24 protein-coding genes are annotated in these 26126 nt (G+C 45.1%); 9 read left to right on the top strand and 15 right to left on the bottom strand.

The genetic code is table 11. The features are described from left to right. Positions 1-19 precede the first annotated feature (19 nt). On the bottom strand, positions 20-610 hold the full coding sequence (locus tag AC3A14_RS02225) for a D-glycero-alpha-D-manno-heptose-1,7-bisphosphate 7-phosphatase (RefSeq protein ID WP_318731517.1): 591 nt from the start codon (positions 608-610) through the stop codon (positions 20-22). A gap of 466 nt (positions 611-1076) precedes the next feature. On the opposite strand from AC3A14_RS02225, the gene AC3A14_RS02220 reads away from it, so the two are divergent. Beyond that, positions 1077-1253, top strand: coding sequence for a hypothetical protein (locus AC3A14_RS02220; RefSeq protein WP_318731516.1), 177 nt, complete (start codon positions 1077-1079; stop codon positions 1251-1253). Between the two features lie 277 nt (positions 1254-1530). Here the strand turns inward: AC3A14_RS02220 and AC3A14_RS02215 are convergent, their stop codons facing one another. Then, complete coding sequence (locus AC3A14_RS02215; protein WP_318700327.1) at positions 1531-2490, bottom strand: glycosyltransferase family 9 protein; 960 nt, start codon at positions 2488-2490, stop codon at positions 1531-1533. A gap of 72 nt (positions 2491-2562) precedes the next feature. Here AC3A14_RS02215 and AC3A14_RS02210 point away from each other — a divergent pair, with 72 nt between their 5' ends. Further along, positions 2563-3504 (top strand): RpnC/YadD family protein, encoded by a 942-nt coding sequence (locus tag AC3A14_RS02210; RefSeq protein ID WP_318731515.1) that lies wholly within the window; start codon positions 2563-2565, stop codon positions 3502-3504. Between the two features lie 219 nt (positions 3505-3723). Then, positions 3724-4413: a 2-C-methyl-D-erythritol 4-phosphate cytidylyltransferase gene (gene ispD / locus AC3A14_RS02205; protein WP_318700325.1), complete on the top strand. Its 690-nt coding sequence runs from the start codon at positions 3724-3726 to the stop codon at positions 4411-4413. A gap of 29 nt (positions 4414-4442) precedes the next feature. Here the strand turns inward: ispD and AC3A14_RS02200 are convergent, their stop codons facing one another. The 6 genes from AC3A14_RS02200 to AC3A14_RS02175 form a co-directional block, all read right to left on the bottom strand. Beyond that, complete coding sequence (locus AC3A14_RS02200; protein WP_318700324.1) at positions 4443-4844, bottom strand: fasciclin domain-containing protein; 402 nt, start codon at positions 4842-4844, stop codon at positions 4443-4445. 85 nt (positions 4845-4929) lie between these two features. After that, positions 4930-6231: a CO2 hydration protein gene (locus AC3A14_RS02195; protein ID WP_318700323.1), complete on the bottom strand. Its 1302-nt coding sequence runs from the start codon at positions 6229-6231 to the stop codon at positions 4930-4932. Between the two features lie 115 nt (positions 6232-6346). After that, on the bottom strand, positions 6347-6733 hold the full coding sequence (locus AC3A14_RS02190; protein ID WP_318731514.1) for a hypothetical protein: 387 nt from the start codon (positions 6731-6733) through the stop codon (positions 6347-6349). Positions 6734-6747: 14 nt separating this feature from the next. Beyond that, complete coding sequence (locus tag AC3A14_RS02185) at positions 6748-8247, bottom strand: NADH-quinone oxidoreductase subunit M (protein ID WP_318731513.1); 1500 nt, start codon at positions 8245-8247, stop codon at positions 6748-6750. A gap of 12 nt (positions 8248-8259) precedes the next feature. After that, positions 8260-10092 (bottom strand): NAD(P)H-quinone oxidoreductase subunit F, encoded by a 1833-nt coding sequence (locus AC3A14_RS02180; protein ID WP_318731512.1) that lies wholly within the window; start codon positions 10090-10092, stop codon positions 8260-8262. A 270-nt stretch (positions 10093-10362) separates the two neighbouring features. Next, complete coding sequence (locus AC3A14_RS02175; RefSeq protein ID WP_318731511.1) at positions 10363-10578, bottom strand: hypothetical protein; 216 nt, start codon at positions 10576-10578, stop codon at positions 10363-10365. Between the two features lie 295 nt (positions 10579-10873). On the opposite strand from AC3A14_RS02175, the gene AC3A14_RS02170 reads away from it, so the two are divergent. Continuing rightward, entirely contained in the window at positions 10874-11302 is a 429-nt protein-coding gene (locus AC3A14_RS02170; RefSeq protein ID WP_318731510.1) for a DUF302 domain-containing protein, read from the top strand. A 259-nt stretch (positions 11303-11561) separates the two neighbouring features. On the opposite strand, the gene AC3A14_RS02165 is transcribed toward AC3A14_RS02170, so the two are convergent. Both AC3A14_RS02165 and AC3A14_RS02160 read right to left on the bottom strand, forming a co-directional pair. Then, positions 11562-12320, bottom strand: a complete 759-nt coding sequence (locus tag AC3A14_RS02165; protein ID WP_318731509.1) for a hypothetical protein — start codon at positions 12318-12320, stop codon at positions 11562-11564. Between the two features lie 182 nt (positions 12321-12502). Beyond that, a complete protein-coding gene (locus AC3A14_RS02160; RefSeq protein WP_318731508.1) occupies positions 12503-13120 on the bottom strand; it encodes a hypothetical protein in 618 nt (205 codons plus the stop codon). A gap of 225 nt (positions 13121-13345) precedes the next feature. Here AC3A14_RS02160 and AC3A14_RS02155 point away from each other — a divergent pair, with 225 nt between their 5' ends. Together AC3A14_RS02155 and AC3A14_RS02150 are read left to right on the top strand one after the other, a co-directional pair. Further along, positions 13346-14815 carry a DASH family cryptochrome gene (locus AC3A14_RS02155; protein ID WP_318731507.1) on the top strand — a complete coding sequence of 490 codons (1470 nt, stop codon included), beginning with the start codon at positions 13346-13348 and terminating at the stop codon, positions 14813-14815. A gap of 354 nt (positions 14816-15169) precedes the next feature. Beyond that, positions 15170-16780, top strand: coding sequence for an XDD3 family exosortase-dependent surface protein (locus tag AC3A14_RS02150; RefSeq protein WP_318731506.1), 1611 nt, complete (start codon positions 15170-15172; stop codon positions 16778-16780). A gap of 33 nt (positions 16781-16813) precedes the next feature. On the opposite strand, the gene AC3A14_RS02145 is transcribed toward AC3A14_RS02150, so the two are convergent. From AC3A14_RS02145 to AC3A14_RS02135, 3 genes are all read right to left on the bottom strand, one after another. Then, positions 16814-17350 (bottom strand): DUF6940 family protein, encoded by a 537-nt coding sequence (locus tag AC3A14_RS02145; RefSeq protein ID WP_413039062.1) that lies wholly within the window; start codon positions 17348-17350, stop codon positions 16814-16816. Positions 17351-17547: 197 nt separating this feature from the next. Further along, complete coding sequence (locus tag AC3A14_RS02140; RefSeq protein WP_318731504.1) at positions 17548-18297, bottom strand: HEPN domain-containing protein; 750 nt, start codon at positions 18295-18297, stop codon at positions 17548-17550. After that, the gene (locus AC3A14_RS02135) at positions 18281-19345 is read right to left on the bottom strand and encodes a ParA family protein (protein WP_318731503.1); all 1065 of its coding nucleotides are present in this window, start codon (positions 19343-19345) and stop codon (positions 18281-18283) included. Before AC3A14_RS02135 ends, AC3A14_RS02140 begins: the two co-directional genes overlap by 17 nt. Positions 19346-19521: 176 nt before the next feature. Between AC3A14_RS02135 and AC3A14_RS02130 the strand changes: the two genes are divergently transcribed. Further along, positions 19522-20859: a 16S rRNA (cytosine(967)-C(5))-methyltransferase gene (locus tag AC3A14_RS02130; protein ID WP_318731502.1), complete on the top strand. Its 1338-nt coding sequence runs from the start codon at positions 19522-19524 to the stop codon at positions 20857-20859. Between the two features lie 26 nt (positions 20860-20885). On the opposite strand, the gene psb35 is transcribed toward AC3A14_RS02130, so the two are convergent. After that, complete coding sequence (psb35, locus tag AC3A14_RS02125; RefSeq protein WP_413038609.1) at positions 20886-21071, bottom strand: photosystem II assembly protein Psb35; 186 nt, start codon at positions 21069-21071, stop codon at positions 20886-20888. 302 nt (positions 21072-21373) lie between these two features. Further along, on the bottom strand, positions 21374-22192 hold the full coding sequence (locus AC3A14_RS02120) for an SH3 domain-containing protein (protein WP_318731501.1): 819 nt from the start codon (positions 22190-22192) through the stop codon (positions 21374-21376). Between the two features lie 229 nt (positions 22193-22421). Between AC3A14_RS02120 and AC3A14_RS02115 the strand changes: the two genes are divergently transcribed. Both AC3A14_RS02115 and AC3A14_RS02110 read left to right on the top strand, forming a co-directional pair. Then, positions 22422-22946: a COP23 domain-containing protein gene (locus tag AC3A14_RS02115; RefSeq protein ID WP_318731500.1), complete on the top strand. Its 525-nt coding sequence runs from the start codon at positions 22422-22424 to the stop codon at positions 22944-22946. 680 nt (positions 22947-23626) lie between these two features. Further along, positions 23627-26068, top strand: a complete 2442-nt coding sequence (locus AC3A14_RS02110) for a tetratricopeptide repeat-containing S1 family peptidase (protein ID WP_318731499.1) — start codon at positions 23627-23629, stop codon at positions 26066-26068. Positions 26069-26126: the final 58 nt, after the last annotated feature.

Genomic DNA, 26126 nt, shown 5'->3' with positions numbered 1-26126 from the left:
CTTTGCCGAAAACCCAACCCTATTCCCTATTCCCTGATGTAAGAATCCAATTTACGCCATCAGCTAAATCTGTGGCGATATAATCGGGTCGGGTATGGTGTTGATAGTCTCCGGAAAGTACCCGCGAACCATAACCGGTTTGGACTAAAATGCCTTGACATCCGGCATTATGGGCCATATCAATATCGGTGGCTTTATCGCCCACCATAAAACTAGCACTGAGGTCTAAATCATGTTCCCATGCGGCCGCGACTAACATGCCTGTATTGGGTTTGCGCCAGGTACTCCAACGGGCAAATTCCGGGTGAGTTCCGCCTTCTGGGGGGCTGAGATAGGGGCACACGAAGAGGGCATCTAAGACGGCTCCGGCTTCGGTTTCTAGGAGGTTACAGAGGCGCTGATGGAGGGCATGAACATGATCCATACCATAATAAGATCGCGCCGGCCCCGATTGATTGGTGACTAAACAACAGAATAAGTTGCGATCGTTTAAACGACGTACAGCTTGAGCAACACCGGGAATGAGATTGAGGTCTTCTACTCGATGGATATAGCCGACTTCCTGGTTAAGGACTCCATCGCGGTCTAGAAATACGGCGGGTTTGCTCATGGGATAGGGGAATGGGGAAATGGGGGAATAAATTAACCTTACCAAGGCGTACCAATCATCGTAAATGCAGCCGAATAATATAGCGCTGCGCGCTAGGGAATAGGGAATAGGTGATGGTAGCTAGGTTTCACTCTTGAACCATGTCCTCACCAACTCTTTCTCTGCTATAGGAGTGAGGCCCGACTGTGTTTGGTTAGAGCCAGAAGCGGTTCTGGAAGTGCGGGAAGGGCTAATATCAAATCCTTAAATGGTTGCTACAAGTAGAGACATGGTGGAGGAGGGCGGGTTTACTTGCAATAGTTGTTAGTCTACAAGATTTGGGTATAACCCGCCCCTACAGATCTCTGTAGCGTAAATAAATAGATTTGATATAATAACGTTTGAAGAATAATTCAACCCAACGCTCGAAGATCGCCCCCTGGCGTTTCCAGAAGGTAAAATAGATACAGCATACTAGGAGCTAGACATGACACTCAACGAACTCTTGCTAGCCCCAGAACTTCAACCCGAAAACTTTCAAAACGAGGGCCAGTGGCTCATCGCCGTCTGTGAGCGGCACTTCAGCGGGATCGAACCGGGGGAAATTCCTATAGAGCCACGGGAACCCATCCGAGTTGACGAAACCCTGTTTAACGAACCATGAAAATTATTCTCGATAGCTTGTTCGATATCAAATAGGACTTACGCAACGACTTCATATAGCAGAGAAAGATTCGGTTAGGACTCCGGTTCAATACTAAAACCTAGCTACCATAACCTATTCCCTATTCCCTATTCCCTGGCGCGAAGCGCCTCTGCCCTCTCCCTTAGGCTTGGCTCGGGCAGCGCCTGCGGGAGAAGCGTCGCCCTGCTTGTCCTGAGCATAGCCGAAGGGAGCGAAGCAGAAGGGGGACTGGAGGATGAGGGCAAAGAATAGAGAGCTAACTGCCGAGAATTTTCTCCAGCACCATTTGGGAGGTGATATCTGCCATTTTGCCCGTAGGGGAGGAAATACCGATATATTTATCGCTGGCAGGGAGTAATTTTTTCGGGTCTGTGGGGCCAAATAGGGCAATGGTAAATGTTTTCACGGCCACAGACAAATGCATGGGGGCACTATCGGTACAAAGCATTAAGTTGGCATTGGCAATCATGGCTGCCAGTTTACCAATATCTGGTGGAGAGGTGACCTTCAAGTTGGGATTTCCTTGTAGGAGTTGGTTAACCAGAGCTTCATCTTCAGGGCCTTTCAATACCACTATGGGTAAATCTGGCTGTTGCTGGTTGAGGGTTTGGACAATTTCTTGCCATTTTGCCACCGGATAGATTTTATCAATGCCTTTGGTTTGGGCCAATTGGCTAGACCCACCGTGAATTAAGAGATAGCCCCCTTCACCGATACCTAGGTCTTGCTGCTGCTTTTCGGCCCATTCAATGTCTTTTTTGGGCACATTGATGGAGAGTTCGGGACAGGGGCTGGTGATGTCGAGACCTTGAAGCAGGTCATAATACATATGAACCGCGTATTGCTCGGTTTTCAGGGGAATGGGGTTAGAGAGGAAAAGTGACCCCAGGCCTTGGTAACTGATGCGGGTAGGAATACCCGTGAGCCAGAGGAGTAGTCCAACTGTCCAGCGTTGACCGAGGGAGAGGGCAATTTCATATTCGCGATCGCGTAAAATGCCCAATAGGTTTCCCCAGTCTGCTGGAGAGTTGCGGTCTTTGAAGTCAAAGGCAAACACATCGTTGACGGACTGACTGACGCGATATGCTCCTTTTGACCGAGGTTCAACAATGACATCGATTTCAGCTTTCGGATAGGACTGTTTCAGGCGATCGAGAGTCGGGAAAAATAAGATTTGATCCCCAATGCCACCCGGAACAAGGGCTACTACTTTCATGACCTTCTGTAGAATGTATGAACGCTTGCATTGTATCCGTTGTCTTAGCCCCACAGAGCAATTTTTATTGAAATGACTCGTCAACCCCACGATCAATTTGCCAAAGCATACCTAAAAGAACTGCTCGAACCCCTAGGAACTGTGGAAATTAGCCGCGAAATTCCAGGGGAAACCTTGCACATTGATCTCTTTTTCCAACCTTCCCCAGAACCTCCCTGCAATCCTCCACCCTTGGGTTTACTGGCTCAACTGGCTTCTAAGCCTTGCCTGTGGGAACCCTTTCGCAACTGTCCCAGTAAACGAGAAATTAGCAGTTGTGTACTTAAACTGCTGTACATCCATGGAGAATTCTACCGTCAAGCCAAGCGAGATACACAACCGATAGAGACCCAAACCTTACCTACTCTGTGGATTTTAACCCCCACCGTATCGGAAAGAGTCTTAGATCTCTGTGGCGCTCACTCAGATGCAAAAAACTGGTGTACAGGAATTTACCGGTTTGCTGAGATTTTCCACACCAGAATCATCGCGATTAACCAACTCCCAGAAATCCCAGAAACCCTCTGGTTAAGACTGTTGGGAAAAGGGGGAACCCAAAAAAGAGCCATCCAACAAGTGCTAGACCTGCCAGAAAATGATCCGCAACGGCGTAATATACTAGAACTGATTGGGGTATGGCGAATTAATGTACAAGCTAAGATAGATCTCAATCCCGAAGACCAGGAGTTAGTTATGGAATTATCACCGGCTTACTTAAAATGGCGAGAAGATACAGTACGAGAAGGTGTTCGACAAGGAATACAAGAAGGTGTTCGACAAGGAATACAAGAAGGTGTTCAACAGGCTAAACGAGTAACGATTGAAACGTTATTGAGAACACGGTTTGGTTCCTTGGATGAGGAGTTAGGAGGAATGATTGACAGCATGATGGAACGGTCTCTAGAAGAGTTCATTCCTATTTGTATGCAGGCTTCTCGTGAGGAGTTGTTAGCCCGGTTTAGTCGCGAGAATTAATCCCCTTGTGTTCCCAGAAGCCTGGTTTCTTGAAGAAACCAGGCTTCTAGCTTGCGTATCGTAGATGGTAAACTACAGAGACACAGAGAAGGAGGGTGGGTTTAGGGAATTGACTCGTAGGTATTCTAGTTAATGGTAAAACCCGCCCCTACAAATCCATTGTTTCGGCTGTCGCCGACATGAAAATTATTAATTGTTAATTGTGAATTCATAACGACCATGCATGTATTGATTCCAGCAGCAGGGATGGGTAAGCGGATGGGGAGCGATCGCAATAAGCTCTTATTAACTGTATTGGGAGATCCTTTACTCGCTTGGACGCTACGAGCAGCAGAAGCAGCGGAAACTGTTGAATGGATTGGCATTATGGGACAACCGACTGATTTTCCAGCGTTTGAGGAGATTATCGGTGGCTTAGACCTACAAAAACCCGTCCATTTGATTGTGGGGGGTTCAACACGCCAAAAATCGGTTTACAACGGCTTACAGGCTCTTCCAGAAGGCGCTGAGGGGGTTTTGATCCATGATGGGGCCCGGTGTTTGGTGACTCCAGAGTTGTTTGACCGGTGTGCGATCGCCCTTCAAGAATGCCAGGGGTTAATTGCGGCGGTGCCTGTCAAAGATACCATTAAGGTGGTCAATACTGAGCATTGGATTGAAAGTACTCCCAACCGCGCCGATCTTTGGGCTGCCCAAACACCCCAAGGGTTTGCGGTAGACACAATTAAAGATTGCCATGAAAAGGGAAGAGCTAATGGCTGGGAAGTTACCGATGATGCGGCTTTATTTGAGCAATGCCAGTTACCGGTAAAAATTGTCAGGGGAGAAGAAACGAATATTAAAGTAACAACCCCCATTGATTTGGCGATCGCCGAGCGTATTCTGCAACAGCGATCGACCGATCTCTAACGACTAGGATCGGGAGAAAAAAGAGACTCTTACCCCATCAAAATCACGGTATCTATCACATGGATAATGCCATTGCTCGCTTCAATATCTGGGGCTAAAACCGTGGCATTTTTAACTTCAAAAATTTCACCACAGTGAATGGGAATGGGGGAACCTTCCAGAGAGGTTAAACTTTCCAAATCCTTTAGTTCATCAGTTGTATAGCGTCCAGCAACTACATGATAGGTCAGGATACGCTGAAGTTGGGGAATATTCTGTACCAAACTCTCTACGGTTCCCGGTAATAATTTGGCAAAAGCATCATCATTAGGGGCAAAAACCGTGAGGGGACCAGGTTGTTGGAGCGCCTCAACTAACCCAGCCACTTTAACGGCTGTGACGAGGGTGGAGAAGGCCTCATTACTGACTGCAATTTCAACAATGTTGGGCATTTTTTAGGGAATAGGGAATAGGGAATAGGCACAAGGCACAAGGCAAGAGGAAAAAGGAAAACCCAGTTTCTAGGTATTCTTTGAATCAACGATAATCTTGGCTTTGGATATCGGATAAACGAGCTTCTGGGCGGAGGAAGCGATCCATTTGGGCTTCAAAGAATTGGCGATTTTTTAATAAGTGTTCGGGGTTGGGATCGTCTAAGGGATAGAGTAGGGCAACTCTTAAGGCTTGAATAACCGCAGAGGTGACATTATACATCGATCGCTGGAAGGTAATTCCCAACTGAATCAGCATATCATCTTCACCTCGACAGTATTTTTGGTAATACTCTTCTAAATAAGGAGGGAGGAAATGGAGCATATCTTGCATTAAAAGAGTTGGGGGAATGCCTGCGGTTCCCACCGGGAAAACATCGGCGTAGAGAATGCCATAGTGAAAGTCTTTTTGCTCTTCGGGAACTTGTTTAGCTTGGGCGTTGTAGGACTTGGTTCCTCGGAAGGGCGCAGTACGGTAAAATACAGCTTCCACATAGGGCAGGGCAGCTTCATAGAGCCACATAAACCCTTTAGATTTGGGAATAATTTCATAACATTCATCACCAACATAAACATGGTGATAAATAGGTCGTCCGGCGGCAATGAAAATACCATTAACTAGAAAATTCATGGCATCGGGGACAGTTTTGAACTCTCCGGCATCATAAAGATCGCTCATTTCAAAGAACACGGGAGCCATGACTTCCCAGAATAAGCCGAGGTTAGCGTAGTAGGAGAGTTCGCGCACCTTCTCGTAGAACATTTGTGGGAAGAGCTTATAGAGTCCCAACATCAAGGGATTGCCCTTAAAATAAGCTTTAATTGCCTTATCGCAGTTGGCGATATATTCCTCACTCTCCAGGTAGTCATAAAACTGACCCCCCATTCCCTGATGCCAGAGCATGGCACGCATACAGGCTTCAGCAAACTCCATGTTGACGCGATCGTGCCAAAGATGATGGAATAATTTCGGCAGTTTTTTCTTGAGTTCTCCCTTATCCATAAATTCCAATAATTCCGGGTGAGCGCTGGCTTCTCCTTTTTGCCAAACTCGAAAATCTGCGGTGTCTCCAGCATAGTGGTTCGGCAGATCTAAATATTCTTGGGGTAAGAAGTATTTAAAGAAGGGTAAAGGGTCAAGAAAAACCTGCTCGGCAATATAAAGTAAATCCCGCCAATAGAAATCCATGGGAACGGCATAGGCTTTATAAATGCCGATAATTTGCATCAGGTTTTCTGGGGTGTCCGGCAACATGGAACCACCGGCTTCTAAGCGATGGATAACTTCGGCGTATTTGTGAGTTGAAGGAGGCAGTTTTGTGGTTAATGACTCTAAAGTTTCAGGCATGGTTTTACGTGCTTCGCGCTAGAGAATGGAGCATAGAACATCATACTAGGTTCGGCAGGAAAAGGGTGTTGAATGTTGAACCCTATGGCTGCTTTTTCCTGCCTACTGTACCTAACTAACGATCGTAGTTTTCCCACTGTTCTTCATCATCGTGATACTGAATATCTACCACTGTACCATCGGCATAGGTGAGGGAAAAGGCATCAAATTCTCCATCATCAAATTCCCCAGTAACAGCAATTGTGTCTCCGATATTCAGATTCAGGTCTTGCGACCAACGGGGGCCTGCATCTACGACTATAGTTCCGGTGGAATCTTGGAGGATAAATTCGTTTTCATCGGCTTCTCCCCAACCAATAATTGTGCCAGAAATAGTGGTATTTTCCTCTCGATTTAAGTTACTAATGGAGGTATTTTGAGCCTGAGTTACTCCAGAGATAGTGAGGGAAATGGGGAGGGCTAAAATAGCCGCCGTTAATGTTCCTAAAGTTGTTAATTTCATGGTCGAGATCTCCTCTATATGGGTAAGTTTTGGGCAATTTCAATTTTGGCAGGTTGATGCAGTTCAGCGACGATGCGGTTGGTGGTTGGTTCCATCCAGCGCAATAGGAAATTGGGTTGAATGCCTAAAAAGAGGATAATGGCAGTTAGCACGAAGGCTGGCCATTGTTCGCTCAGGGTAACGCGGGCATAATAAGCGCGAGAATTGTCTAATTTACCGAAACAAGTGCGGTTAATTAAGATGACAAAATAGACGGCTGTTAATCCTGAAGAAAAAATGCACAGTAGGGTGGGGATGGGGAAGGTAGCAAAACTGCCTTGAAAAACGATAAATTCAGCGGCAAATCCCACTAAACCAGGGATACCAGCGCTAGCCATTCCGGCTAAAATCAGGAGGGCACTGGTGAGAGGTAGACCGCGAATGGGGTTCATTAAGCCGTTAAGAACGTCGAGATCGCGGGTTCCGGTGGTTTGTTCGACGATACCGACGAGGAAGAAGAGGAGGGCAAGAATTAAGCCGTGGGCAATCATTTGGGCGATCGCTCCTAACACGCTCAGTTCAGTCCCCGCCGCTGCTGCCACCAGGATATACCCCATGTGACCAATCGAACTATAGGCGACCATGCGTTTAATGTCCCGTTGGGCGATCGCACTTAAGGCTCCATAAATCACGCTGACTGTCCCAATAATGGCTAACCCTGGGGCAATGGTTTCCCAACCGACAGGAAACAGTTGCAGTCCAAAGCGCAATAAGCCATAGGTTCCTAACTTAGAGAAAATCCCACCGAGCAGTACCGTGGTACTGGGGGAGGCTTCGACATAAGTATCTGGCATCCAGGTATGCAGGGGAACGAGGGGGGTTTTAATCCCAAATCCAATCAGTAGCGCAGCTAAGAGAAGGAGTTGGGTAATCAGATCGAGGCTATTGATGTCTAGATCGCTAAACTCAAAACTACCTGAGTCACCCAGGAACACAAGTCCTAAGAATCCTACGATCACCATTAAGCCGGAAACGGCTGTATAGAGGAGAAACTTGGTTGAAGCATAACCCCGTTTTTCTCCTCCCCAAATGGCAATTAGCAGGTAAAAAGGAATCAGTTCTAATTCATAAAAGATGATAAATAAGAGCAGGTTTTGCGCCATTAGAGCGCCGGCAATTCCACCGTTAATCAGTAAGATCAGGCTGTCATGAAGACGAGAGCGTTCGAGATCTTTACGGTTGGTGTAGAGGGAAATGAGGGTTAAAAGTCCATTGAGAACCAGAAGAGGTAAGGAAAGACCATCAACACCAACACTATAGTTTAGACCTAGGGGTTGAATCCAAGTATGGAATTCACTAAACTGGACTGCGCTCAGTTCTGATGGGTTGAGGTCAAATAATTTGAGTAGATACAGACTCCAACCGAAACTGGCAAGACTGGCAATAGTGGCGATCGCCCGGCTCGATTGGGGCTTAGGATAAAGGAAAATGGCGATCGCGCCTAATAGGGGAATCAGGAGTAAGGCAGATAGCATAGGGAGGGTTGATTAAGGGAAAGCAGAAATTAGGGGATAAACGAGTAATAATCCAAAGAGAATGGTGCCCATAAGGATCGAGAGGGCATAAAACTGCACTTGTCCTGTGGTGTTGTATTTTAAGCCTTCACCACTGGCGATGGTGAACAGACCGATCAAATTCACTGCACCATCGACTAAGATGCGATCGAACCAATCAATAAATTTGGCCAGAAATCCCACAATAGCGATGACCGTTACTTTATAGAGTTGGGCAGTGTAGAAATCGTAGGCAAAGAAATCTTGAATCCCTGGAACAGGGAGTGTAATGGGTTTGGGTATTCTGTCGCCAACATAGAGGAATAAGGCAACCCCAGCACCGATTACAGTCGAGCCAATTAGCAATAAGGAGGGGGGTTGTGTCACTAAACTCAGAGCTGGTAATAGTCCTAAAACAGCTAATAATTGGGGTAAATGGAGGGCAACACCGAGTAAAACCATCATCGGTAAAACGAGTGCCCATAATCCTTCTGGCGATCGCTTTGTCCAATCTGTAATTGACCCCGTAAATAGTTGTCCGAACACCCGCGCTAAACTACAGGCGGTTAATCCATTCACCAATAACAAAACAGTTAATAAAGTTGGGGATAACCCATTGGCAATTTCTGCAAGTCCCCAGAAACATCCGAAGGGAGGAAGTGCCACTAATGAGAGAGCGCCGACTACATAGCAAATACCAGAAATGGGACGACGAGACCACAATCCACCCAGTTGAGTAATATCTTGGGCAATATTGTTCAGGATAATACCGCCTACCGCCATCAACATCAGCGCCATGGCGATCGCATAAGTCAACAGCAGCATTAACGCTCCTTGACTGTTTCCAGTCCCCACCGCGATAAACACAATGCCTAAATAACTACTGGTGGCATAAGAAAAGACACGCTTAATATCCACTTGGGCTAAGGCGATCGCCGCACAACTCAGAGCAGTGAACGCCCCTACAAAGATTTCTGTATTCACCACAAAGGGGGATAACTCCAAAACCGGATGCATCTTAATTAACACCCAAGCCCCGGTAGAAACTACGACTGCATTTCGGAGTACCGTTGCTGGCATCGGCCCTTCCATTGCCTCATCCAACCACAGTTGTAGGGGAAATTGGGCACATTTCCCCAACGGTCCAGCCAGCAGTGCTAAACCCAATAACGTGGCGACTGTCGGATTCAGCTCTACTGTATTTGCCCAAACGGTTAATTCATCATAATTCCAGGTTCCAGCCAGGGGGTAAAGAGCCACGACACCCATGAGTAAAACTAAGTCGCCGACTCGCTTGGTCAGAAATCCATCTCTTGCACCCGTCACTACCAGAGACTGATTAAACCAGAAGCCAATCAGCAGGTAAGTTCCCAAGGTGAGGATTTCCAACATCACATAGCTGAAAAATAGGGAGTTGGCAAGCATGAGAACCGCCATCCCTGCCTCAAAGACAGCCAGCAGAGCATAGAATCGAGGCCAACCCCAATCCATTTCCATATAGCCAATGGCATAGATTTGGGTGAGAATATTCAAGCCCAAAATCACCACTAATGCGCCGACCGTGGTGGCTGAAACTTCAACATCAAAAGTAATATCCAGATTAGCGGCATGGAGCCAATTGAGGGAATAGTGAGCAGGCGCACCCCACACTTCCCGTAAACCGAGGAGACTATGGATAAAAGCCGTTAATGTCATTAATAAATTAATATAACCAGCCGGTCGAGGGCCGGTTCGCCGAATCAAACCCGGTGACCAAGGAATTGTCATTAATACACCGAGGATGGCATAAGCCGGGACTAACCAAATCGTTTGACTAAAGGTGTTCATGGGTGAGTCGATCATCCATTGGGGAGGAAAAGAGGAGCTAGACTAAAGCCATCCTACTTGGATTGCTTCTTACCTCATTATTTTAGATGTTGCATTGCTAAAAGTCTATACCTTAAGCTGGATTGTAAAATGTTCTCGATCAAAAAACAAATGCGATCGCCATAGCTCGATCGCCCTGTTCATCAGAAGTAAGAATGCTTATTGGCGATCGGTAGCAGATTTATCTTGTACTGAGAAGCGGGAAAACCTAGTTTCCCTATTCCCTATTCCCTAGCTGGCTAAGGATTTTCCCATAACCTTAACGTTTCCTCGTTTTACTCCTCTTAAGATGCGACAAGCTGCTTTGTATTCTTCGGTTCCGACTCCAAAGGTTTGGGACATGACTTGCAGGAAGAACAATTCTTCGGCAGAGATCGCATTCATGGCTCCGACTGAAGCGAACAGATGTGAGATGTAGTCAGATAGTCTTTCTTTCGTGGATAGCATGGTATTCTTCCTCATTTCTTATGTTTTTATTGTCTTCAAAATTTTCTATTTAATGGGTGACACCCCTCATCGTGAAGGATGATCTTCTACGAGCTAAACTGTGATGGTCATTGAGCAGCCTTGGCGACGCAGATCACTGTCAGGCGATCGCGTTGCGTCTGTGTCTCAGTTGGTCACCAAATCAGAGCTATAGCGATAAGCTGTGAATGAAATCTTCCGGTTTGTGAGTATGCGTACACTAAGTCTCATTGCGTTGGGCCTATCATTGAGTCTAGGATTTGCCCTTAGTCCCCTTATGCCCCAACCCTCAGCAACAGCCCAAAACAGAACGGCTAGAGGTCTGGTAATTAAGCCGAGTTCCTATAGCGTCGAAGAAACAGAGATACGCTTTATTCAAGTCCTTGAATCGAATGGGTTGAATGTTTTTACGACTGTCGATCATACCCAAAACGCTGCGAATGCTAATTTAGAGCTACCGCCTACCCGTGTGGTGATTTTCGGTAACCCCATGGCTGGAACGCCACTCATGCAGTGTCAGCAAAGCATCGGTATTGACTTGCCGCAGAAGCTGCTCATTTTTCAAGATGAGCAGGGCGTAAAAATTGCTTATAACGATCCGCACTACCTCAGCCAACGACATAGCCTAGAGGGTTGTGGGGCGCAGGTCATTAATAAGATTGCTGAAGTACTCAATGGACTAACAGAACAAGCAATTAACCCCTAGATGTAGGCGATCGCCATCACGGTAGAGACAAGGTGTGCCTTGTCTCTACAGCTTGTAATTATAGCGCTGCGCGGTATGGTACTTACAAGTTATAGCGATTCTCTCTTCTATGGAGTACAGCTTGAAGCCTTAGAGCCTAAGTAATACAAGCTATCGCCATTCGTGCCTATTCCCTATTCCCTATTCCCTATTCCCTAGCGCGCAGCGCTATAATTCAACGGACTTGATATCACCGTCACGACCAGTGATTTGTTGGAAGTTAAAAATTCTCTTTTATCCACATAAACATGACTTCGTCATTTGGACTCCATGATGCCAATGCATGGAAACCATCATTGCCGCGATTTTTATCAGGAAACTCAGGAGTCGAATAGACCATAGATCCTTCATAAATCTTGGGTTCCCACCAATACGGGCCTTGTAGAAAAAAATTACTTTCCTCAGTTAATCCGGTTTTTGGCTCTAGACCTAAGTCTGACATCAATGAAAAAAATTGTTCTTCATCCAATTTTGCTTTCCAGAGCCATTCTGAGTCTATAAAAGATGCTTTATAATAGTATTTTGAATCTTCAATCGGTGAGTTTTTTTTAACTGCTTTCTCCACATAATATAATTCTGGAATCCCGCTCCTTTTGGGTGGAAAATCCACTAACCTAGAAACTCCAAGAGACAAAGCCACCACCACAAAAGATATCCAGCAGATCTTAGCAATTCGGCTACGGGTAGTTGAGCAGAGTAAGTCGATTGGTGTCCGGAATTTCGATCTGCCAACCAAGTTGTAGAGCACAATCGTGATGCCCGTCGTTACAAGAGGCCACCATAATACACCAGAGGGTGCAGCAACAATAAAAAAAGACCAGGGTTGTAGAAGAAGGGCAGGAAGAGATATAGAACCTATTGCCGCCCCTAAAAAAACATCTCTGTAGATTATTCCCATCAGGAAACCCAACTGAAAAACAAATGCCGCCAAGTAATTGATCGCTAGCAGCAAAATTATTTTTCCCGCTATTTTTTTCATTCCTTTCTTTTAACTATTGTTTCATCTAAAATAGTGCATTAGCTGCAATTCGTTGTAGGGGTTTAGCCCTAAAATGTTTGGAGCGCTAAAGTGCAATCACGGAGGAAATCTAATGCATGAGGGTATGGGTTTATTTCTCCCCCTCTCCCCTATTCCCTCACCTTCTGCAAGAAGTCTATGACTCAACGACCACTATGCCCCCACAAGGCTAACCCACCGCCCCGTCCGCGAGCGGCAATCAAGTTATCTTGGACTAAAAAATAGTTGAAAAACGCCAGTTCGCGGATGGGCGCACCATAAAATCGGGCATTGCGATTTTCTCCGTTGCGAATCAGAGTAGAAAACAAGACTTTATCGAAGAACTTGATTTGCATGGTGGTAAAGTCAAAAGCTAGCAGGGAATTAGACTTTAACCGTTTAGCCGGCCCAAAAACCACTAGAGTAAACAAACCAATTTGAATCCGGTTCTCTACTTCCCCCGCTTCAAATTTCTCTCGATCGATACCTTCTAAATCAGCCAACGGACGATACACCAATTGAATCGGAATCAATCGCAGTAAGGTCTGCGCTAACCTCATCTGCGTTAAATTGAGCGATCGCCCCTGTTTTTCCCCCGCGATCCAACATAAGCGCCAAGCTCCGCTCAGTTGCTCGAAGCCATAGGGCATTTTCTCCCTTTTCGCCAACTTTTCCCAAGCTAACAGTTCCTCCACTACTTCCCCCGCAGGAGGAGCCACCACTTGGGGATTAAACATAGATGCTACTGTTTGTTCCAATACCGCCAAATTCGCCATGTTCATCACCCGGTTTATCAATCCAATCTTATAAAGCCTTTCTCTTTTATGGCAAACTGAAGAAAAGCCTGCTAAATCAATCGATCCATCCCCTAGGCAAATATAGCGCTTCGCGCTAGGGAATAGGAAATAGGGAATAGGGAATAGGGTTGTGGTACATGGCTTTGAGCCTTTGAGGCTGTACACCATAACAGCGCTTCGCGCTGTATCACCAGGAGATCTCGTAGACTGATGAGCCAAAAACCAATCCTTCTTTGGTATCGTAACGATCTACGATCGCACGATCATGAACCCCTAAACCAAGCCCTGAAAACCGGCGCTGTGGTGATTCCTGTCTATTGTTTTGACTCTCGTTGGTTACAGAACACGTCTTTTGGGTTTCCCAAGATGGGGGTTTTTCGAGCTAAGTTTCTCCTGGAAAGTGTTGCTAATTTGCGCCAAACCTTAAGAGATCTAGGGAGCGATCTGATTATCCGTCAAGGCTTACCGGAAAACATAATTGCCCAGTTAGCTATAACCCTAAACATCAGTGCCCTTTATTATCATCAGGAAGTCACGGCAGAAGAAAAATTAGTAGAAACTCAACTCAATAAAGCCTTAAGTCAACATCAGATTAGTACCCAGGGCTTTTGGGGGTCTACATTGTATCACCCTCAAGACTTACCTTGGGCGATCGCCGATATCCCCGAAGCCTTTACCCCCTATCGGAAACCCGTTGAAAAAAGCTCTAGGGTACGTCCTACCCTTCCGACTCCTGATGCTCTTCCACCCTTACCGAATTCCCTGAACGTCGATCGGGGAACTCTCCCCAGCCTAGAAGAATGGGGACTCGAACACCCCCGCTCCGATCCACGAGCCGTTTTATTTTTCAGGGGTGGAGAAAAAGCCGGACTACAACGGATACAAGATTATATTTGGCAGGGCAATCATTTAGAACATTATAAAAAAACTCGCAATCAAATGTTAGGGGCAGATGGCTCTTCTAAATTTTCTCCCTGGTTAACCTTCGGTTGTCTATCTCCTCGTTTGATTTATGAAGAAGTGCAAAACTATGAATCGGAACGAATCAAAAATGAATCCACTTATTGGCTGATTTTTGAACTCATGTGGCGCGATTATTTTCGCTTCATTTGTGCTAAACATGGGAATAAAATTTTTTACGCCTCTGGACTGCAAGGATTATCTTTACCCTGGAAACAGGATTGGAAACAATTTGAGCGCTGGCAACAGGGAATTACAGGATTTCCTTTAGTGGATGCCAATATGAGAGAACTATCCACCACTGGGTTTATGTCGAATCGAGGTCGGCAAAATGTTGCCAGTTTTCTGACCAAAAATTTGGGTATGGATTGGCGTATGGGGGCGGAATGGTTTGAATCGTGTTTAATCGATTATGACCCCTGTAGCAATTGGGGAAATTGGAATTATTTGGCGGGAGTTGGCAATGATGGGCGCGGATTCCGCTATTTTAATATTGCTAAACAATCTCAAGAGTATGACCCTAAAGGACAATATGTCAAGCATTGGTTGCCTGAATTAGCCCATGTTCCACCGACTAAAATTCATCAACCTTGGAAGTTGTTAGCAGTGGAACAAAAACGGTTTGGCGTGCAGATGGGGGTGGATTATCCTTTACCGATGGTCGATTTAAGTGAATCGATGCAAATGAATCGCCATATTTATGAGATTACTAAATCTTAGGGAATAGGGAGTAATAGAATTGCCTTCATCTGCGTGTCTGGAGTTGCCCGCGTCTGGAGCGTCCCCCTATCCCCGTATCAACCCTTACTCAAGATAGTGGAGAGTATATCTTTCATAAATCTTTGATTAAAAACCCGTATTTCTACAGGATAAATTAATTACATGATAGAATCCCCCTATACGCTTCAAGTTTCTTTCAACCTCAATTCAGTATTATCGACAATTTACGGAAATGAATGATTTAAATTATTCTGAGAGATACGTGTGCTTCTAAAGGATATCATCCCGCTCCTCATGAGATGGTGATATCAAAAAAGACAAACAACAACAGACAGAGTTTTAGCAGAATTAATCATGACCTACAAGACAACAACTCAGTTCCTCGGAACATTAACGACTCTCGGTTTAGCCACACTCTTTACCTCCCCTGCACAAGCAGCCTCTTTAGGAGGAACGTTTAGCGTTTTCCTCGATTGTAATAATGATGGCATGGCCCACCAGAGAAACCAAAACATCAATGGTTGGCAATTCACCCAAGATGCAGTTGGAGATAATACAGACGGCCCGCTATACGACATGCGAGGAATGGCTACTACGGTAACCAACGATGGTAAAGTCGTTGTGGTGATGACTGGGAATACAAGTATTAATGGAGAAGGACGCGATCGCAGCAGCAACGCGATCGCCTGGGGTGACCTCTTCTTCACTTCTGGTAAGAAAACCTTTGAAGAAGCTCAAAACTCCGGTAAGCTCTTTGCGATTAACTTCTCCCAAGCCAATGATTCTAATGCTCCTGGAGTCGGTGTTTACAATAGTGTGACCGCTCAAGGGGTGGGGATGCACAACTTTGGTCACCGCACCTATGGTAACTACATGGATTTGGTGGACACTAATGTAAGCAACTTCTTTGGAGATATCCAATCCGATGAACTGGGTGGGAACAACCCCTACTACAACCTCACTGGGCCAGGATACAATGTGATGGCTCAAGGAACTCGCGCCTACAATGATGGATTTTCCTTTGTTGACAGCACTCGTTTGAGTGATTTAGGATTTGATGCTTCTGGATTTGATCGTGCAGGAGAACACCTGATTGCCTTTGAATTCAATCTCAAGGCTTTAACTCAACCGCTCCCCCTAGATGAGCAAGCCGAACAACTAGGTGTGGAATGGATTTGGGATGATGATTTCCAGACCATCAATGATGAGTATAATCGTCTCCAGGCTGAACAAAAGCGGATCTGGAATGAAGAAATTAAAGACCATTGGAACGAGAACAAAGAGATTCGGAAAGGAACTCCTGGTTTCAATGAAATCTGGGCTAATCGACAAGCAGCTTTAAACGTCAGAAATGCAGCGAATAAAATTCAAAAGCAGGTTAAGTTTATCACTAAAACAGAAGGGCAGATTGCCGAGTTGAATGAGAGAGAAGCCAACGATCCCACCTGGAACACCAAAGACGAGAAATACCGCAAGTTCCTCCAGGATGAGATTAAGAACGCCAACAAGGAAATCCAGAAGATTGAGAATAAGCACGGAACTGAGGCTTTAGCCACAGCTCAGGATGACTGGAAAACGGCAAACCGCGCTTATGACAACCTGATTAATCAAATCCGTGCAGATAACCCTAGATATGTAGACAATGAAGAAGCGATCGTAGAACCGACAGCACGTCGCAAAACAGCGATCGCTCAACGCAATGTGCAAAAACAAAAGCGTAAAGATTTAGAGCGGGAGATTCAAGACATTCTTGCCAATACGCGCCAAGAGGTTGTTGCACAAGCTGAAGCGAAAGAACAGGCTTTGGAGGAAAAATATGGAGTACGGACTTCAGCGAGCGATCGCACAGCTACTAACCTCTCTGAGTTTGAAGAACCCGTTGACGTACCCGAACCCTCTGCTCTAGCTGGTTTAATGTTACTCGGTTTGGGTGCTACTCAACTGCGTAGAAAGAATAATGGCTAAGGAGTCAGGTGTGGGGAGTCGGAAGGAATTTCCTCATCCCCTTACCTCTCTATCTCTCTTATAGGGGGTGTAGCTATAGTATTTAGGTCGAGAATCGAGGCGAATATGGAGCCAGGGAACCCCCATGCCAGCAGTATTTAACCAAATGGGGGAAACTGGCGATCGCGTCAATTGAGCCACCATTTCTCTACCTATAGTTGCCCATAATTCCTGCTGTTGAGACTCTGGAGCCTCCCGCACAAAGGAAGCGAAATGAACATAACTCGAGTCCGAGACAATGGGACAAGGCACAATTAAACGGGCATCCCTGCTCAAATTGGGAAAACTAACCACTGTTTCCCCAACAGAGACTGAATCAAAATAGGTCTTAAAGGCATCCGGATCGGGAGAACGACATAAACTCGGTTGATTAATCAGCACATATTCAAAGATGCGATCCAGAGTTTGGGAAGTACAAGGAGGCGTTTCCCAGCGAAAGGCAGAAAAGCAACAATCAGCAAGTATGCGATTGTAAAATAAGCGAAAATTACGGTTATCTTGCCAAAGTTGAAAGACTTCTTGAACGTGCAGATAATCCTTGCCGGTACGGATACAGCGCTTCGCGCTGTCATGAAGTACGCAATCAGCCCGCCATCGCTGGAACTGCTGGATTGATGTTGTACCTCATAGCAGAGGAAAGTGCTGTATAATATTGGACAATCCGACCCACTGGTATTTCCTTAGATTCAATTTCCCATATTATGCGATTCTCTCATTAAGTTACTTGTTTAGAGGATTTGATGAATACTCTCAACAACTTGTTCAATAAAATCAACTGCATCATTAACCGTTATTGCATCAATCGGCCAACGATTACCGATCCCAAAACTCGGATCGATATCTGCTTCATGGGCAATTTTATTGCGTCGATCCACAATTAAGCTGAGTTGTTGTTTAACATCTTTTGCCGATCGCCCTAATTTAACTGAAACCTCATCCCATAGCTTTTTATCTGAAATTAGTCTAATCGCATCCGCAATCTTTTCCGATTGCTGATAACTTTGGTAACTGAGTTTCTGGCGAATTTCATCTTCTAGCCAAGAACTACTATTCAGTTTGTTGACAAGAGTATTCGATAGTATAGGAAGTAAGGATGATACGGTATGAGATTGCTGCAAAAATGATGAACCTTGACTTTGCTGGATTTCATTCTCTAACCAAGATGCAATATCATTGATGATTAATCGTTCTTGTCTTGCCCTGCCCAAGGATACCTGAAACCGTGAAAAGGTAGACTGGGAAGTATTCGGTGGGACTTGTGGCTCAGCACGTTGCCCTTGATGAATCTGTATCATGCCTAGGGTGACCACTTCATGAATATAATAGTCTAAAGCACTCACTGTCAACACTAAGGCAGCTCTCAAAATATCGGATAAATCTAGAGCAGCAGTGGATTGAGCGCTAACAGAATTATGAAGGGCAATCAAATCTCGAACACGAGCAATGCTAATCCGGAATTGATCAAGAGCTGATTGCATGGACAGAAGAAGTACGAGTAATAATTTGATCGGCTAATTCAGAAAAAATCGCCTTAAATTGAGCCTGTTTTTCTTTAGCTTGTCCCACAACCTTTCCATACCAGCGAGCAGATTTTAGCTGTTCCTCTGTTAAGGCATAAACCGGTTTCTGGTGTTCTTGAGATAAGGCAATCAAACTATTAAAATCCGGTATTTTTGTCAGTATGAAGTCGTGTGATTTGTTATTTATTTTTCCTGAATCGATCATATGATTATAGTCTAAAACTGGAATCATTTTTTCGGAAACACTTTGTTCTATTTTTTCGATCCAGGTTTGAAAAGCGGCTGTTTCCTTACCTCTAATAATCCGATAGTTTTGCACAATAATTCCTAAAAATTTCAGCTTCACTTCTGGAAATGGATAAACAGCTTCTTTGAGAACAGGAAGAGAGCTTGCAGTCTTAGCCCAACTATACCATTTAGGTAAAACCTTAGCTAATGAATCAATCGCCATGACGGAAAAGAAATCGGCTGTTGTCGGAATAATAAAAAAATCGCTAGTCATGAGTAGGTTCTGATTGATCGATCCTAAACTGGGACTCATGTCAATCAAAATGTAATCAGCTTGATACTTTTCTGCGGTCTTGTTTAATAACTCTGTAATCGATCCGGGTAAATTTTTTAGAGCTTGAATTGAACCACTTAGCTCTTGGGCAATACCTAACGTTACTTCATATTCAGCCAAGCCAACATGACCGGGTAATAAAAATAATCTTTCTCGATCTTTCACTGTAATACAATCGACCGCTTCAATCGGTTTAGGTTGGGATTCAAAAGCGGGGGCTAAAGCAGTTTTTATATTTGAATCGGTTTGGTAAATAGCGGCAATTCTCTCTTGATCGTCTTCGGTTTCTTCTCCCAAAACCATACCGGTCAAGTTACATTGGGGATCGGTATCGACAAGGATTACAGTTTTCCCTTTCTCAGCCAGCATCCAACCTAGATTAAATGTGGTGGTGGTTTTGCTGACTCCACCTTTATGATTAAAGAGAGCGATTTTTTGAACCATTCTATTCAGTCTATTTTGAGGGACAAAAATTGAGAATATACAATATTATTATAGCTTTTGTGAGAAACTAGAATTCCAACTCTTGTAAGCTTAAGATTTTCTTGTTTTTTGAAAAAAAGCTTTCCTGCGATCGCCCCAACCCTTATCATTAACGGGTCGGTCTAGAAAAAATTGACATGCCTAACGCTAATCCTCGTCAAGTTGCATTTTCAATTCTCAAGGAGATCGATCGCCGCGATACTTATACCGATGTAGCCTTAAATCGGGGCTTGAATGGGGCACAACTGGCAGGGGTAGACCGGGGTTTGGTCACAGAATTGGTGTATGGGGTTGTGCGGCGCAGGCGATCGCTCGATGCGCTGATCGGTCAATTTGCTCGTAAACCGATTGAGCAGCAACCGGCGGATTTACGGTTGATTTTCTATTTAGGCTTGTATCAACTGCGGTATCTGAATCAAATTCCAGCTCCTGCGGTGGTGCATACGACGGTGGAATTGGCAAAAAATAATGGTTTACGAGGCTTGTCTGGAGTGGTAAATGGAGTATTGCGACAGTATACGAGGTTACCTGGCGATCCGCTGAAGTTACCCGATCCAGTTGCCCAACGTTTGGGGATTCTCCATAGTTATCCCAACTGGATTGTGGAAAAATGGTTAACCCAACTCGGGGAAACGGAAACGGAACAGTTATGTGAGTGGTTTAACCATCCTCCCCATCTGGATCTGCGGGTGAATATTCATAAAACTTCGGTGGAAGCAGTCGAAAAGGCTTTCCAGGAGTCGGATATTCCGGTGGAGCGACTGCCCTATTCTCCCCAAGGGTTGAGATTATTGAAAAAAGTAGGAGCACTGCAGCAGTTACCTGGTTTTGAGCAAGGATGGTGGAGCATCCAAGATGGTAGCGCCCAACTGGTGGGGTATTTGCTCGATCCACAACCGGGAGAAGTGGCGATCGATGGGTGTGCTGCTCCTGGAGGCAAAACGACCCATTTAGCCGAATTAATGGGCGATCGCGGCACAATTTGGGGATGCGATCGCCAAGGTTCGCGCTTGAAAAAGGTCAGCCAAAATGCCCAACGTCTGGATTTACACTCGATTAAAACCCGTGTAGGGGATCTGCGCGAGATTGAGGAGTTTTCCAAAAAGGGCGATCGCGTATTAGTCGATGTCCCCTGTTCCGGTTTAGGGACACTCCACCGTCATGCCGATGCCCGGTGGCGACAGTCTCCAGAGTCGATTAAACAGCTATCGATGCTACAGCAGGAACTATTGACAAAAGCCTCATCTTGGGTGAAACCCGGGGGAATTTTGGTCTACTCCACTTGTACCCTCGACCCCCAGGAAAATGAGCAGGTAATTAGCCGCTTTTTAGACCAGAATCCCCAATGGAGGATTTCTCCCGTGCGATCGCCAGAACCCTTAGCTCATTTGTCTACCCCTGAAGGCTGGATTAAGATTTGGCCTCACCGTCATCAGATGGATGGCTTTTTTATGGTGCGCCTCCAACTCATGTAGAGCGCTACGCTAGAGGAGAAAAAGCTTTAAGAGTCTGTTTTGTCTTTATTCATGTCTGGAATATAATCGGGTTTTTCTGCATCTTCCCATCCTGCGGGGCGCTTAGAGTTGTACCAGGCGATCGAACCGATCGCCACCGCAGCAATAAATCCAACCACATAAACCAAGGTAAAGGCGAGAGGAAAAGATCCAGCTTCCATGAGGATGAACATACGATGAAGTCCTGTTTTAAAAGTCATCTTTCAGGATATAGCGGTTTCGGCAATTGATCGTCCAAACTGCTAATTTATAGTCCTTTCAACTATCCATCAGACCGGATTGTAAGAGCGAACAGCCGTTCACTCTTACAGCTATCGCAGTGAATGAGTTGGTTAGGACAGTTAGGTTATGGTTTTAGGCAATAGGCAATAGGCAATAGGCAATAGAAAATGTCCTAACTCTCCTTTTTTCTGCTATATCATAAGCTACCTGATAACCCGAAGTACCAAAAGCTATTGCCTTGTCCCTCTTGCGTTTATCGAGTAGTCCCACACGAGATAGGCCTTAAATTGCGTTTATTTCCCTCAAACCCATCCGAAACCCAACCGGAGACTGGGGAAATGATAGAAACCCAAGATCGCCCGGTACTATCCATTCGAGCTGTTGTCGATCGCAGCATTACCAGAGTTCCTGGGGTTAAAGTGTCAACAACCGTCCCTGCTTCCGTAGGTACAGAGCGCACATTGAGACCATCATCAACTAAAGGGGTGACTCGATGACACAAACTCGTGCTGGGTTGAGCCAGAGCAGTTGAGGTACGACTCGGTAGAGCAGGAACTCTTGAAGAGGACTCTTCACACTCCTTTAAACGCCCTTGTTGAATAAATCCCGGACGGGGTTCTAGTACCGTACGCCATCCATCCACTAACTCTGTTGTCATCACAACAGATTCATTAGGAAGAACACTTCTAATCGGTTTAGATCCGGTAGAAGGGTCTTGATAAATAAATGTACCCACACTAGCACAGAGGGTAATTTTTTCCGTTGTACAGAGTTTGAGGTCTCTAGTACGGACAAAACCTACAGTTGGCTCAGTGATAGCTATCCATCCATCTTGTTCGTTTCCTCCTAAGATCATTCGATCGTTGACTTGAAGGGCACGAATTTTGCCCGAATCATCACTAGGTTCGTAGTGGATGAAAGTTCCCCGACCAGCCGCCCGACATTCTCCGGTAATATCTTCAGCCTGGGACACATAGGATGGTATGGGAGAGGCAATCGCTGGTAGCGATCGACCGGGAAAATGAGCCATCATTAATCCGAAAACGACTAACCCATGAAGGCCGTATTTCATACTGCTGTACTCCTCAAGTAATCTGAATCCTGAGCAAGCTATGACCCACTGCTGTTGGAGTGCGATCTTCTGCCCTTTAGTCTTTTTAGTTAAGGATATATCATCAAATCCCCTTTGATCCGGTTCTTTATTCCGGAGTCAGAAATGGTAAAGTAGAACCTGAACTAGCATAGTAAGTTGTCCACCTTTGTATTTTTTTTGTCTAGCTTCAGTTATCCCAAATACTCCTATGAAGCTCAAATCTACAGTTACAGCCTTGATGTTGTCCTTATTGGCGGTTGGGGCAACCGCCCAAATCAAGAGCAATCAAACTCAAACCTTTGCTTGTGGCGCTTCCCGTGATGGTATTCCCACAACCCTTGCTCTCGTTCCTAGAGGGAATATTCCCATTATTCGCTGGGTTTCTGAATATTTTACGCCTTTTGGCTACGATCCTCAGACTCGATGCGAACAAGTTTCCAATCGCCTACAAAACTACCAGGAACAGGGAATTGCTAATTTTATCACTACGGGTATTCAAGATGGTCTGGATGTCATTTGTGTCTCTAGTGTCTTGGGAGGGCCCTGTACAGGACTCCTGTTTACCCTCCAACCAGGAGAGAGTGCAAGTCGCGTCATTCAGGATTTATTTGATGTCGGTCAATATGGTTTAAATCCTCTATTACAAGGGTCAAATACGGATCAAATCTATATTGATTTAAACCAACTCATGGATCGAGCTCCCGTAGAAAATAATTCAGTAAATTCTCGTTAGTCAGAGCCAAAAAATAGGTTTAGGAACCGCTCTCGGTTCTTTTTTTGTCTTTTCTATATTGAACTCACTCCCTAATTTTTGTTCGCAAACTTGAATGGAGCCATTTTTCTCGCTACACTAATTAATAGACGCAACACAACCGTAGCTAGTGTTTAAACTGCCCTTGTGTTAAGTGTTCTTTCTTCCTCACTACTGTTGTTCACTTACTCAATTGGCTCAGTGTTTTTTTATACTCAATAATTCAATTAAATGATACAAAACACCTAAATCAACCTTGATGGGTGATTTAGCTTCAATCCTTCGGTTTCAAGGGAGCAATATGTACTTTTTCCTGCCCAAAAATGGAGATTGCTAGAAGAATAATTCGCGAGTAATGCTCTGATGATCCGGACAATTGACTGAACTGAATGAACTACAAAATAGTCTTTCTGATTAATCTCTCTCTTTTAAGTTCCTACTGTTCTTTCTGTTGGACTGTTTTTCTAGTGCCACTTATTGGCATAAATTTGGATACTCACTTTTGTAGAGGGGTGGGAAGCTACCTCAAATTTCATACAAGGGGTTTTACCCCTATTCCCATAAACGGTATTATGTGATATGGAGGAGTGCATTTTAGTAAGCCAAGCCCATCAGAATAGAGGTGGGATGAGGGTAATTCATAGATTGGGAGTGGATTAACAATGAAACGCCTCGTGATAGTGTTGGTGGCTGGTCTAAGCAGTTTATCCCTAGGGCTATCCTTAAAACTGCTTCATGAGCAAGTGTCTTATCCTCTCTGTAACCATACTCCTAGTGGAACTAGCTTATCATATACAGAAATAAAAAACATAGCTCAGACAATTACAGTTAAGGTAAATACTGGAACCACTGGGGGTTCAGGAACCTTAATTCACCGAGATGGAGCAATTTATACGGTTTTAACGACTCGTCATGTCATTGCGACAGGAGACTCTTATCAGATCGAAATGCCTGATGGTCGGGTTTATCAAGCTAGGGTTCTCCAAGATTTACCTCTGAATCAGCAAGATGTAGAACTCCTACAATTCCAATCATCAGAGGATTATCAAGTTGCTCAACTGGGATCATCGGCGACGTTAATGATCAATGAAAAAGTTATAGCAGCAGGATTTTCAGATGAGACACAAACCTTGAATTTAACCAAAGGCGAAATTACGCTGATTCCCGATCAATCCCTACAACAAGGATATCAGATCGGATATACCAACGATATTTATAAAGGGATGAGTGGTGGCCCAGTCCTAAATTCGAGGGGAGAACTGATGAGTATTAATGGCATGATGCCTTACCCTCTCTGGGGCAATCCCTATGTTTTTGAGGATGGATCTCGACCCAAGCTTCCCTTGCAACATCAAATGAGAGAAGTGGCTTGGGGTATTCCCATACACCGAATCGCTGAAGCGGTTCCAGAATGGGTTAATCTGAACTTAGTTCACCAAGTGGATGCGATCGCCCAAAAAACAACAGTCTTGATTGCTAACTCTAAAAGTATCGGCTCCGGGATCATCATTGGCCAGAATAATTCAACCTATTATGCCTTAACCGCCGAGCATGTCATCCGTAACCCAACTGATTATCACCTGGTGGCTCCAGATGGTCAGTGTTACCCCATCAACCCAGAACAAATACGACCTCTAAAAGGTGTAGATTTAGCTATTGTAGAATTTGAAAGTCATCGACCGTATCAAGTCGCAACGTTAGGAAACTATGATTGGCGTAGCTCCGAGAGCTTAAATTATGTCTTTGTATCGGGTTGGCCAGTATCTTCTCTAAAACGAACCTCCCATCCTCCCACACGTCTCTTAAGTACTGGGCGGTTGCTCAGTCAGGATGCCCAGATCCAAAGTGCCCTAGAAGTAACCCAAAGGCAACCGGGAATTGAGACTTTATCTCTAACCTATGGCTATGAAATGGTTTACTCTAATTTAACTGCTCCAGGAATGAGTGGAGGATTAATATTAGATACTCAAGGCCATGTGATTGGGGTTCATGGTCGGGGTTCGGGGGAAATTAAAGAAGATGAAGAGGGAGAAATTCGTCCCCTGAAGTTGGGCTATGGAGTGGGAATTCCCATTGAAACCTTTTTGGACTTAGCCTCTTCTGTAGAGATTGATCCGGCTTGGCTAAAGTTAGACTCTAATCCTCCCCCGCAGTTACACGCCACTGGACTTGAGCATATCCGGGATTCTCTGTTGAGACATTTGGAAATACCAGAGAGTAGTACGGATAAGATTGCCTGGTTTAATTATGGTATGAACCTCTGGCAATTGGAGCAGTACGAAGAAGCGATGCTGGCCTTTAATTGGTCTATTCAGCAGGATCAATCTTTCTATCAAGCTTGGTACGGTTTAGGGATGATGTTGCGCTTTCAAAAGCGCTACAACGAGGCATTAGCTGCGTTTGAAGAAGCCATTACTGAAAGTGAGGGAAGGTTTGCACCTGCTTGGCGAGCGCGAGCAGAAGAGCTAGTCTGGTTGAATCGATATGATGATGCTCTGAAATCCATTGAACAGGCGATTACGTTAGTTCCTCATGATATTCATCTCCGAGAGCTGCAAGGTCATTTATTACAAAGACTCCAGCGCTACTCAGAGGCGATTCAAGTGTATGAAGAAGCTTTGAAATTATGGCATAGAGATCAAGGGGTTTCTCTTTCAGCTCAGATCGCCGATCAGGAGGGGATTGGACATCAGGCTTTATGGGATCGTTCATCTCTGTTGAATTTACCAGAAAATATGGCGATGATCTATGAAAATCGGGGAGATATCAGAGGAGCAGTGACAGGAAAATTACGGGTGATTTCCCATGGGGATTCCCAGAACGTGACCTTAATGTTAAATTTAGCTCTGGCTTATCTCAATCGAGGCAATCGCTATGCTGGGAAAGAACAATGGCAAGATGCGATCGCCGATTATAGTCGAGCGCTAGAACTTGAACCTCAGAATGCTTTTACCTACGGAAACCGGGGGTTAGCCCGGTCTCGAATTGGAGATCAGGAAGGGGCGATCTCTGATTTACAACAAGCTGCCGCGCTTTTTGATACTCAAGCAGATGTTACAAATTTTCAACGTGCCCTGGACGCTTTGAAGCAATTGGGCAGTTGATGGTGATGGAGGAATGAGGGAATGGGGAGATGGGGAGACACGGAGATAGGGATATTCC

Source organism: Roseofilum sp. (assembly GCF_982964205.1).
Note: the sequence above shows the minus strand (reverse complement) of the source record. Positions and strands in the feature narration are given on the sequence as shown.